11 protein-coding genes are annotated in these 11094 nt (G+C 69.4%); 1 reads left to right on the top strand and 10 read right to left on the bottom strand.

Annotation, left to right across the window (positions count from 1 at the left end; all coding sequences use genetic code 11):
• Positions 1-24 precede the first annotated feature (24 nt).
• The 10 genes from P3W85_RS32055 to P3W85_RS32010 form a co-directional block, all read right to left on the bottom strand.
• On the bottom strand, positions 25-1767 hold the full coding sequence (locus P3W85_RS32055) for a PQQ-dependent methanol/ethanol family dehydrogenase (RefSeq protein WP_035808211.1): 1743 nt from the start codon (positions 1765-1767) through the stop codon (positions 25-27).
• A 220-nt stretch (positions 1768-1987) separates the two neighbouring features.
• Positions 1988-2920, bottom strand: a complete 933-nt coding sequence (locus tag P3W85_RS32050; protein WP_276267718.1) for a quinoprotein relay system zinc metallohydrolase 1 — start codon at positions 2918-2920, stop codon at positions 1988-1990.
• Complete coding sequence (locus P3W85_RS32045) at positions 2917-3687, bottom strand: quinoprotein dehydrogenase-associated SoxYZ-like carrier (protein ID WP_276267717.1); 771 nt, start codon at positions 3685-3687, stop codon at positions 2917-2919. The genes P3W85_RS32050 and P3W85_RS32045 overlap by 4 nt, the downstream gene beginning before the upstream one ends.
• Complete coding sequence (locus P3W85_RS32040) at positions 3684-4508, bottom strand: ABC transporter permease (RefSeq protein ID WP_276267716.1); 825 nt, start codon at positions 4506-4508, stop codon at positions 3684-3686. Before P3W85_RS32040 ends, P3W85_RS32045 begins: the two co-directional genes overlap by 4 nt.
• Positions 4509-4526: 18 nt before the next feature.
• Entirely contained in the window at positions 4527-5708 is a 1182-nt protein-coding gene (locus tag P3W85_RS32035; protein WP_276267715.1) for an ABC transporter substrate-binding protein, read from the bottom strand.
• Positions 5701-6711 carry a PQQ-dependent catabolism-associated beta-propeller protein gene (locus P3W85_RS32030; protein ID WP_017224493.1) on the bottom strand — a complete coding sequence of 337 codons (1011 nt, stop codon included), beginning with the start codon at positions 6709-6711 and terminating at the stop codon, positions 5701-5703. The genes P3W85_RS32035 and P3W85_RS32030 overlap by 8 nt, the downstream gene beginning before the upstream one ends.
• Positions 6708-7484 carry an ABC transporter ATP-binding protein gene (locus tag P3W85_RS32025; protein ID WP_276267714.1) on the bottom strand — a complete coding sequence of 259 codons (777 nt, stop codon included), beginning with the start codon at positions 7482-7484 and terminating at the stop codon, positions 6708-6710. Before P3W85_RS32025 ends, P3W85_RS32030 begins: the two co-directional genes overlap by 4 nt.
• Positions 7484-8467, bottom strand: coding sequence for a tripartite tricarboxylate transporter substrate binding protein (locus P3W85_RS32020; protein WP_430869663.1), 984 nt, complete (start codon positions 8465-8467; stop codon positions 7484-7486). Before P3W85_RS32020 ends, P3W85_RS32025 begins: the two co-directional genes overlap by 1 nt.
• Before the next feature lie 228 nt (positions 8468-8695).
• Entirely contained in the window at positions 8696-9319 is a 624-nt protein-coding gene (locus tag P3W85_RS32015; RefSeq protein WP_017227138.1) for a response regulator transcription factor, read from the bottom strand.
• A complete protein-coding gene (locus tag P3W85_RS32010; protein ID WP_276267712.1) occupies positions 9316-10737 on the bottom strand; it encodes a sensor histidine kinase in 1422 nt (473 codons plus the stop codon). The genes P3W85_RS32015 and P3W85_RS32010 overlap by 4 nt, the downstream gene beginning before the upstream one ends.
• Positions 10738-10904: 167 nt before the next feature.
• Here P3W85_RS32010 and P3W85_RS32005 point away from each other — a divergent pair.
• A partial coding sequence (locus P3W85_RS32005; protein ID WP_276267711.1) for a hypothetical protein occupies positions 10905-11094 on the top strand: 190 nt, incomplete at its 3' end.

Below are 11094 nucleotides of genomic sequence, written 5' to 3'. Positions count from 1 at the left end.
TCATTGCATGGTCCCCGGCAGGATTCAGCTCTTGTGCAGCTTGAACACCCACACCGATCCGCCCTGCTCCAGGAAGTTCACGCGCTTGGCGACCTCGCCGCCCCACAGCGGCACCGCGCCGCCCCAGCCCGACACCACCGCCACGTATTGTTCGCCGCCGTCTTCCCAGGTGATCGGGGGCGCCACCACGCCGCTGCCGGTCTGGAACTTCCACAGCTCCTTGCCGGTCTTCGCATCGGCGGCTTTCAGGTAGCCTTCCGGCGTGCCCCAGAACACCAGGCCGCCAGCCGTGGTCATCACCCCGCCCCACAGCGGCGCGTTGTTCTTGACCTCCCACTCGATCTTGCCGGTCTTGGGGTTGATGGCGCGCAGCGCGCCGATGTAGTCCTCGTTCAGCGGATGGATGGTGAAGCCCGCGCCAAGGTAGGCCGCCCCCTTCTTGTAGCTGATCGGCTCGTTCCAGATATCCATGCCCCACTCGTTGGCCGGTACGTAGAACAGGCCGGTTTGCGGGCTGTAGGCCATCGGCTGCTGGTTCTTGCCGCCGAGGAAGCCCGGCGCGGCAAAGGCCGACTGGCCCTTCTTCGGGTCGGTGCCGGCGGCGGGATCGCCAGGGCGGCTCTCCGTCACGTAATTGGGCCGCCCGGTCTTCAGGTCGATGCTGGTGGCCCAGGTGATCTTCTTGACGAAGGGGAAGGCATTGACCAGCTTGCCGTTCCTGGCGTCGTTGACATAGAAGAAGCCGTTGCGGTCGGCTTTGCCGCCCACGCGCTTGCCATCGAGATCGAAGGTCACGAACTCGTTGACGCCGTCGAAATCCCAACCGTCGTTGGGGGTGTTCTGGTAGTGCCACACGATCTTGCCGGTGGCCGGATCGAGCGCCACGGTCGAGGCCGAGTAGAGGTTGTCGCCCTTGCGGATGTGGCTGTTCCACGGCCCCGGATTACCGGTACCGAAGTAGACCAGGCCGGTCTGCGGATCGTAGGTGCCGCCGAGCCAGGTGGCCGCGCCGCCGGTCTTCCAGGTCTCGCCGGGCCAGCTGGCGTTCAGGGTCCCGGTCATGCCGTTCTCGGTCTTGTTGCCGTCCTTGTCGTACTTGTAGCCCATATGGCCTTCGACCACCGGCCGGGACCACACCATCTGGCCGGTCTTGGCGTCGCGCGCCTCGACCCGTCCCACCACGCCGAACTCGCCGCCGGACACGCCGGTCAGCACCATGCCTTTGACGATCAGCGGCGCCGCGGTGTACGAGTAGCCGGCGGTGTAGTCCTCGATCTTCTCTTTCCATACCACCTTGCCGGTGTTCTGGTCGAGCGCCACCAGTTGCGCATCGAGCGTGCCGAAGATCACCAGGTTGTCATACAGCGCAGCGCCACGGTTGACCACGTCGCAGCAGGGCATGATGCCTTCGGGCAGGCGCTGCTCGTATTTCCACAGCTTGGCGCCGGTCTTCAGGTCGAGCGCGTAGATGCGGGAATAGGAGGCGGTCACGAACATCTTGCCGTCGTGGATCAGCGGCTGCGATTCCTGCCCGCGCTGTTTTTCGCCGCCGAAGGAGAACGACCAGGCCGGCACCAGCTGGCTGACGTTCTTTGTGTTGATGCGGGTCAGCGCGGAAAAGCGCTGTCCTTGCGTGCCCATCCCCCACGACAGCACGTCGCCTGGCGACTTCGCGTCGTTCTCGATCATGGCATCGGTCACCGCGGCGTGCGCCGCCAGGCTCGCGGCAGTCGCCGCGAGCACCATCATCACTCGTAACGTCCTCATCGTTTGCTCCTCTCTCTTGTTGTCGATCTTCGCTGGTGTGCCACGCACACCAGACAGACTCCTGGCAATTCCCATGCCAATGGAAAACACGGGCATCCGGCCCCGGCAGTGGCCTGCGGACACCCCGGCGGCGTACCAGCGCGGAGCATTCCGTCGAGGTTGTTGCGGAATTGAACAGCGTGCGTTCGCCGCTGCTTCAGCGCTGATGCACTTCAGCACTTCAGTGCTTCAGCGCGGCCTCCTCATAGGCCGGGTAGAGATGCGTCACATTGCGCAGGTACTCGGCAGGCATGGCGCCCCAGCGGGCATACTCTTCGGGCACGGGCATGGCGATCACTTCGGCCAGGTCGCGCCCTTGCGACGCCGCCTCGGTCATGCGCGCGTCAAGCCAATGCAGGTAGCCACGCGTCTGCGCGATGGCGTCCGCGCTGCTGAGCGCCGGCCCGTGGCTGGGAATCAGTAGCCGCGCGCCGCTGTCGCGCTGCAGCGCCTGCAAGCGGTCGAGGCTGGCCAGCCAATGCCTGATGTCCGCATGTGGCGTGGTCGGCACGCGCTCGCGGAAGGCCACGCCACCCGCGAACACGATGCCGGCGCCGCGGTCCAGCACCACCAGGTCGTCGGGGGTGTGGCCGTCCATCCGGATCAGCTCGAGGGTGTGCCGGCCGATCGTGCGCTTGCCCGGCGTCAGCTCGTGGCGCGGCGGTGCCGGCTCCGTGTCGCGCATCCAGTCGCCGCACATGCGGTAGAGGTTGTCGGCATAGGCCGGCCCCTCGCGCTGCGCGCCCGCGATGGTGCCGGCCAGGGCGCTGGCGCCCACGTCCGCGTAGGCCTGGTTGCCGAAGAAATAGTCGGGATGCAGGTTGAGATTGAGCACCAGGCGCACCGGCGCCGCGGTGACCGAGGCGATGGCGCGGCGCTGCTGCTCGCCGTACCGGCGCGACGGACCGGTATTGATCACCACCACGCCGTCGCCGGTATCGATAAAGGCGGTATTGATGATGTTGCAGCCGTTGTCCGGCGCGAAATCCGCGTTGGCGCCCTCCAGCAGCCACACATCGGCGGCGATCTGGCGGGGCGCGAGGCGATAGTCCTCCGCCTGCGCGCTCACCGCCTGCACCGCCAGCAACAGCAGTATCCCGAGCGCTCGTTTCATGGCGTCACCTGCGCCGCGATGCGGTTGCCGTTGTTGTCGCGGCCAGCCACCGTCATGCCGCGCTCGATGGCTTCGCGCAGGTCGAAGGAGAAGATCGGGTTCTCCGCCACCGGCTCGTGCAGCGTCAGGCGCAGCATCGGCTGCCGGGCGCCATCGGACAGGGTCAGCGACTCGATATGGAATGCCGGGATGCCCGCCACCAGGCCGGTATCCATCGGGTGCATCACGCGCAGCCGCACCCGGCCGCCGCTGCCGCCGAGGCCGGGAAACACGCGCGACTCGACCCGGTTCAGCGTGGTGCTCCACGAGCCGTCGCGGCGCGTGGCGCCAGGCACCGTGCAGCCGCCGCCGCTGGCATCCACCATGGTCCCGCCGACATGCCACACGCCATCCCGCGTACGGGCCGCGACGCGCACCGGCGAGGCCTGCTCCAGCTTGAAGCGGAACGACAGCGAAGGGCGCACCTTGAGCGGCTCGAACTCGAGCACCGTGCGGATCGGGTTGCGGTCCACCGCCACCACGATGCGATCCACCTCGCCCAGCGCCGAGGCGTCGAAGGCGATCGGCACCCGCATCGGATCTTCCGCGAAGGCGGGACCGGTCACCTTGACGCGGCTGTCGAACACGACCGGGGCCAGCTTCAGGGCTTCCCTGTGGACCAGCGTCCACTGCGGCGACTGGAAGGGGTCGCGGCTATCCGACGCCCGCGCGCCCGCAACGGCAAGCGCCAGGCAAGCGGCCAGCGGCAATACGGCGGCGCGCCTCATGCCGGGCCTCCGGCCTGCCGCGCGCGCCGCACCATCCCGCGCTGGGGATCGTAGCCGAGCAGCGCCAGGGCGAAGAACGCCGCCGCGCAGCCGGCTACCACGGCCAGGCTCTCGCGCGCTACCTGCCCGTACAAGGCGAAGCGGATCGCCTCCACGGCATGGGTGAAGGGGTTGAAGCGCGCGAGCTGGTAGACCACGGTGGCGCCGGATTCCTCCAGCTTCCAGAGCGGATACAGCGCGGAACTGATGAAGAACATCGGGAAGATCACGAAATTCATGGTGCCGGCGAAGTTTTCCAGCTGGCGCACGTGCACCGACAGCAGCAAGCCCAGCGCGCCCAGCATCAGCGCCGCCAGCACCATCGCCGCCAGCGCGCCGGGCAGGAAGGCCGGCGCGAACGTCACGTCGAAGCACATGGCGACAAGCAGGAAGGCCACCATCTGCAGCAACGACAGCAAGGTGCCGGCGGCCAGCTTGCAGGCCAGCAGCCACGCCCTGGGCAGCGGCGCGGTCAGCAGCAGGCGCATCACGCCCATCTCGCGGTCATACACCATGGCCAGCGAAGACTGCATGCCATTGAACAGCGCGATCATGCCGAGCAGGCCAGGCGTCACGTAGACCTTGTATTCGATATAGGTGTCGTAGGGCGGCACGATGGCGACGCCGAGCGCGTTCTGGAAGCCGGCAGCGAACACCAGCAGCCACAGCAGCGGCCGCACCAGGGACGAGAACAGCCGCCCCGGCTGCCGGAAGAACTTGTGCAGTTCGCGTCCGGCTACCGCGCGCAAGGCACGCCAGCCGTGGATCAGGATGGTAGTCATGGACTGGGCCTCGCTCCCTTATTTGCCGGGCCGGCACGCGGTGTCGGCCGCATCGGCGCCCAGCGTGTCGAGATTGTTCTTGGGATGCAGCACGCCTTCCACCGGCGCCACGCCGGCCACGCCGTCGGCATGCGCCAGCAGGAGCGGCTGCCGCAACTGGCGGTCCCAGCGCCGGAAGGACAGCGGCGGCCCCTTGAAGCCATCCACCACCACCGCCTCGGAGACCAGCGCCTCGGCCTGCCCGGCAAAGCCGGCCTTGGGCTGGCGCGCCACGCTTTCGGCAATGGCCTTTACCGCCACCCATGCGGCCCAGTCGTAGCCTGTCATGGGACGGCCCGCCGCCTTGACGAAGCGCCGGTTGAGCTGCGGCCCGCCGTTGCGCTCCCAGGCCCAGTGCCAGGCCTGGGCGGTCAGGCCGCTGGCGCCCACCACCGGGCGCGGCAACTGGGTCGCATAGGGCACGCCGCGCGCGAACTCGCCGTCGGCGTCGGCCACCACCACCACGTCGTAGTCCACGCCGGTGGTCAGCAGGTTGAGATTGCCCTGCTCCCGCTCGCGCGGATCGTTCGACAGCCTGAATGCGCGCTGCGCCGACCACGCGATGCCGAAGCGGCGCGCGGCCTGCGTGAGCGCCGCGCGCTGCTCGGCGTCGGCCGGCAGCGGGCCGCTCAGCAACAAGGCGCGGCGCCATTTGCGCAGCGCCAGGTATTGCATCAGCGCGTCCGCCTGCATGCGGCGGCTGGGCAGCGTGTGCAGCAGGTGCGGCGCGCAGGCGGCGCCGCGCAATGCGTCGTCATCCGCTGACACGTTGAACAGCAGCGCTTCGCCGGGGCTGACCGCGGCGGTCGCCAGCCTGACCGCCTGCGCCGGCAGGTCGAGCAGGATAAAGCGCGTACCCTGCCGCGCGAGGCTGGCTACCAGGGGCCCCACCGCGGCTTCGCCGCTGGCCTCGAACGTATCCAGCCGGAGGGCCTGGCCGGCAGCCTCCAGCGCGAAGCGCGATTCCGCCACCGCCACGCGCGCGCCGTCCACGGGACGGCCCTGCGGCTGGCCGGGATAGCGTTGCTCCATCCGCCGGGGCTCGTAGCGCGCATCGCCGGCCAGCGACACCATGGCCACACGCACCTCGGCGGCCTGCGCGGTCGCCGCCAGCAGGCCGAACACGGCCAGCCAGAACCACCTGCCCGGCAGACTAGTCATCGATCGCCACCGAATGCGGCACCCTGCCCGCCTTGAGCGTGGCCACTGCCTTGTTGCTGGCGGTATCGACCACGCTGACGTCGTCCGACAGCCCGTTGGCGACGTAGAGCAAGGCGTTGTCGCGCGTCAGCGCCAGGCCCCAGGCGCGGCGGCCGACCAGCACATAGTCCAGCACCCGGCGTGAAGCCACATCGACCACGGCCACGTGGTTGGCGCGGCCCAGCCCGATGTAGGCACGCTTGCCGTCGCTGCTTGCCGCCAGCCCGACCGGCGTCACGTCCTCGGCACGAAACCCCTTGGGCGCGAAGGCGATGGTCTGCACCACCTCCAGCGTATCGGTGCGGATCACGCTGACGCTGGCGGCCAACTCGTTGGTCACCCACAGCTCCTTGCCGTCCATGGCCAGCAGCAGGCGGCGTGGCCGGTTGCCGACCCGGATATTCCTCACCAGCTTGCGCGACGCCACGTCGATCACATGGACCAGGTTGGCCACTTCCGAGGTGACGTACACCCGCTTGCCGTCCGGGCTGGCCTTCACGCCTTCGGGCTCCTCCCCCACCTTGACGGCGAACACCCGCTTGCCGGACGCGATATCGTAGGCCGAGAGTAGTCCGTCTTCCTCGTTGGAGACATAGAGCGTGCTGCCGTCCGGGCTGAGGTCGAACAGTTCCGGGTCGTCCCCGACCGGCAGCGAGGCCAGGGTCTTGCGGCTTGCCACGTCGATCACGTCCACCCGGTTGTCGTCGCTGCAGGCCACGTACAGGCGCCGCCGGTCCGGCGAGAACTGCAGGTGGCGCGGCCGCTTGCATTGCCGCCAGACGGCAATCAGTTGCCTGCTGCTTGCACTGTAGGCAGCCACGGTATCGTCTTTCTCGCTGGATACGAAGACCTGGCCGGTGGCGGCGCGGCTGCCGGCGGCGCCAGCCACGCCGGCGGCAATCAGCAACAGCATGGCGGCCAGCGTGGCGCAGGCGATCCAGCCCGGGGTTGGCGGCTTGTTCATGCGGGAACGCGCTCGGTGGCGGGGGTCGGGGATGCGGTGAATGTGGTCAGGGCCAGGAAGGCCTGCTCCAGGCTGTCGCGCTCGGCGGCGCCGCGCAGCGCGGCCGGCGTGCCATCGAAGCGCACCGCGCCGCGATGCAGCACGATCACGCGATCCGCGTGCTCGACCTCCTGCACCAGGTGCGTGGCCCACAGCACGCCGGCCTGCGACTGCGCGGCCAGCCGGCGCGCATCGGCAACGATCTGCGCGCGCGAGGCCGGATCGAGCCCGACGGTGGGCTCGTCCATCAGCAATACGGCGGGTTCGTGCAACAGCGCGCGGGCCAGCTCCACTTTGCGCCGGTTACCGCCCGAGAGTTCGCGCACGGGCGCGCCGGCCCGCGCCGACAGGCCGAAATCGTCCAGCAGCCGGGCGATGCGCGGCGCGGCAATGCGGCGGGGCAGGCCATGCAGGCCGGCATGGAAATGCAGGTTGGACAGGACCGACAGGTCCAGGTCGATGGCGGGCTGCTGGAACACGATGCCGAGCCGGGCCAGCGCGCGCACCGGGTGGCGCTGCATATCCACGCCCATGACCGTGACCTGCCCCGCGTCGGCCACGAACAGGCCGCTGAGGATCTGGAACAACGTGGTCTTGCCCGCGCCGTTGGGGCCCAGCAGCGCCACGAACTCGCCGCGCCGCACGTCGAGCGAGACGCCATCCAGCGCATGCTGGCTGCCAAAGCGCTTGCGCACGGCCTGGCAGCGCAGCGCCAGAGGGGATTCGTCGGCCATCACAGGTGCTCCTTCGGCTGGGCCGTGCCTACCCGCTCGGCAAAGCGCCGCTCGGTTTCCCAGGCGCGCTGCAGGTAGGCTTCGTACTGGGCGATGTTCAGGTAGGTCAGTTCCTGGTCGTACCTGGCCAGCTCGGCTACGTGGCGGGGTTGCTGCATGGCGGTGCGGAACGCGTCGTGCAGGCGGCTGACGATCAGCGGGTCGGTACCGCGCGGCACGCCGATGCCATAGGGCGAGTTATGGACCGCATGATCGAAGCCCAGCTCGCTCACGGTGGGCACGTCCGGCCAGCGTGCCGAGCGCTGCGCGCTGAAGACCGCCAGCAGGCGCATCCGCCCGCTCTCCACGAAGGGCGCGAAGCCGGTGGAATTCACGCCCGCCATCAGCGAGCCGTTGGCCACTGCCAGCATCTGGTCCGCCGTGCCGCGATAGGGCACGTGCACGTAACGCACGCCGCTGCGGCCGAGCACATCCTCCATGGCGAGGTGGGCGGTGGTGCCGATGCCGGTGGAGCCCACCGTCAGCGCGCCGGGATGGGCGCGGCCCCAGGCGATCAGGTCGTCCAGCGTGCGGAACGGGCTGTCGGCCGGCACCACGACGCCGAAGGTATAGCCGGAGATCATCAGTACCGGCTGGATGTCGCGCAGCGGCTGCCAGGTGGTCTTCTGCTGATGGGGAAAACGGTAGACCGTCAGCGGCAACTGGCCGATGGTGTAGCCATCCGGCCGCGCGGCGGCAAGCGCGCCGCCCACCAGCGTGCCGCCGGCGCCCGGTTTGTTCTCCACCACGATGGGCTGCCCCAGTTCGCGCCCGGCCAGCTCCGCCAGCACGCGCATCGAGATATCGGTGGCGCCGCCGGCCGGCCACGGCACGATCAGCGTGATCGGGCGCACCGGATAGCGTTGCGCGCCGTCCGCCGGCGCGGCCAGCGCATTGGCCAGGCCGAAGCAGAGCAGCAGCGCGAAGGCAAGGCGGCGGAGCATGGCGTGGCAGGTGGTGGAAGTGTTCATGCCGGCCAGAAGAGCAAGGCCGATACCATGTGCAGCGCAGCATGCGCCTTGCCGGGGCCGGGGCCTTGTCCGGCATTACCTTGCGGGCGGGCAGCCGCAGCCACCGTGCCGCGCGTTGTGCAATGCGCTGGGGGCGGCTGTCCCGCCATGGAACACGCTGCAGGCACCAGCGCCCGCGCTGTCCCGTTTTGCAACAGGCGGTCAGCCGAAACCGTGCTCCACCGCATAGCGATGCATCTCGACACGGTTCGCCAGCCCCATCTTCTTGCGGATCAGCGTCTGGTAGTTCGCCACGGTCTTGGTACTGAGATAGAGCTGGGCTGCCACTTCCTCGATGGCCGTGCCGCGCGCGAACAGCCGGAACAGGTCGAACTCGCGCGGCGACAGGGCCAGGTGAGGCGGCGGCCGGCTGCCGGCATCGACCAGGCCGGCGATGTCGTCGGACAGCGCCGGCAGTCCATTGGCCACCTTGCGCACGGCATCCACCAGCGCCTCCGGCGCGCTGCTCTTGGTCAGGTAGCCGGCGGCGCCGGCCCGCATGGCCTGGCTGACGATGGCGGCGCTATCGTGCATGCTGAACACCAGGATCCGTAAAGCGGGCACCCGCGCGCCCAGCCGTTGCAGCACCTCCATGCCGCCGCGCCCGGGCATCGACAGGTCCAGTATCAGCACGTCGGCCGGATGCTGCGTCAGCCAGGCATAGGCGGCATCGCTATCGGCGAACTCGGCCACCACGCGGACTCCCTCCTCCAGTTCGAGCAGCCGCCGGTATCCGGTGCGCACTACCGCGTGATCATCGGCGATGACAACGTCGATCGTTTTCATTCGCTACGGCTCCCATGCGATGGAACGGGCTCGCCGCAGGCTTGCGGTGCGAGCGGAAAGCTTGCGGCGAGCCTGCAGCCAGGCGTGGCAGGCTGCGCGGCTTGTGCCGCCGGCACCAAAGCCGGCCCGATATGCAGCGTGCCGAGATGCGCCCAGGCGCGCTCCTGCATGCCCCGCAGGCCATGGCTGTGCTGCAGCGCGGCTGCGATATCGGCAATGCCCTGGCCATCGTCCTCCACGCTCCAGCGCACTTCGCCGCAGGGCGTGGCCGCGATGTGGATCGCCACGTGCCGCGCGCCGGCATGGCGCATGACGTTGGTCAGCGCCTCCTGCGTCATCCGGTACAGCGTGAGGACCAGGTCCGGACCCGGCACCACACCGCCAAGCGCCACCTCGCAATCCACCCGCACCTGCTGGCCCGGCTGGTCGCGCCAGGCCTGCACCAGGTCTTGCAGCAGGCGTTCCACCGACGCCAGCCGGCCGTCGGGCTGCGCGCCGTGCGGCCGCAGCCGGTGCAGCAGATGGCGTACCTCGTGCTGGATCCTGGCGCAATGCCCGGCCAGGTCGTTGGCCACGAGTTGCAGCACGGGTTCATGGGCGCTCTTGCGCACCAGGTAGGCGGCATCGGCGCGCATCGCGGTCAGCACCTGGCCGAACTCGTCATGCAGTTCCCGCGCCAGTCGCGCGCGCTCGCTTTCCTGGGCGGTCAGCAGCTTGCGGCTCAGGGCGCGGCGCTCGGCCTGCGTCTCATCCAGCGCGCCGGCCAGATGATTGAGCGCGCGGCGGATCTGCTCCATCTCGCGCGTTCGCATGGGCGGCAGGCGCACGCTGTAGTCCTTGTTCTCGTAGCGCTGGATGGCATCCAGGATCTGCTGCAGGGGCGAGAAAGCCCGCCGCGCGGCCCAGTGGATGCCTAGCAGCAGGAGCGCGCTGTAGACCGCGAGCACGGCCAGGGTGCCGGCCATGTCGTTCTGCGCCTCCTGGATTTCGCTGGCCGGGTTCCAGCGCAAGGCGGCGTGGTAAGTGGCGCCATCGTGCCCACGGATCTCCCAGGTGCTTTCCAGCCTGGCCGCGTCGGCCCGCAGGAAAGCAAGCAGGCGGCCCAGGGCCGACCCATCGCGCGGCTGCGGTGCGCTTACCAGCACGCGGCCAGCGCCGTCTTCCAGGTGCAGCCACAGGTGGCGCATCTGCGCCGATGCATTGATGGCACGCAGGACCGCGAGGTGGGCCTCGCGTTCGACCGGGGTCGCGTGGTGCAGGGCGGACAGGCGGGGGATCAGCTGCGCCATCGCATCGGCGCCGCGGCGTTCGTCGCCGACGGCCCGCACTGCGAGCCACAGCGCCACCGCCAGCGCGCAGCACAGGCACGCCGCGGCGATCCACAGGGCACGGCTGACCAGGTAGCGCGACATCGTCATGGCAGTGCTGTCTCCGAATGATGGCCGTGACCGGTTGGGATCGCTCGCGGATCGGGAGGTTTTCCCGACGCCAGAGGTACGGAACCTGCTCCCTGTCCCTCCAGCTGTTCCCGCCAAGCCGGCACCCAACGCAGGTGCCCCGGCCAATTATCCAGAGGAGATGCAAGATGCCAGCCAACCCGTTCCCGCTGCAGGACCGACCAGCACCGCGCAGCGCCTGCCCGCGCCGCGACGCGGCCTGCCGCACCGCGGCCACCGCGATAGCGCTAGCCGCGGCGCTGCTGGCCGCCGGGCCCGCTGTTGCACAACAGGACAACAGTGCGCAATCCGGGGACAGCGCCGTGCTGCCGGAGGTCC

The organism is Cupriavidus basilensis (genome assembly GCF_029335485.1).
GTDB classification, from domain to species: Bacteria; Pseudomonadota; Gammaproteobacteria; order Burkholderiales; family Burkholderiaceae; genus Cupriavidus; species Cupriavidus basilensis_E.
Note: the sequence above shows the minus strand (reverse complement) of the source record. Positions and strands in the feature narration are given on the sequence as shown.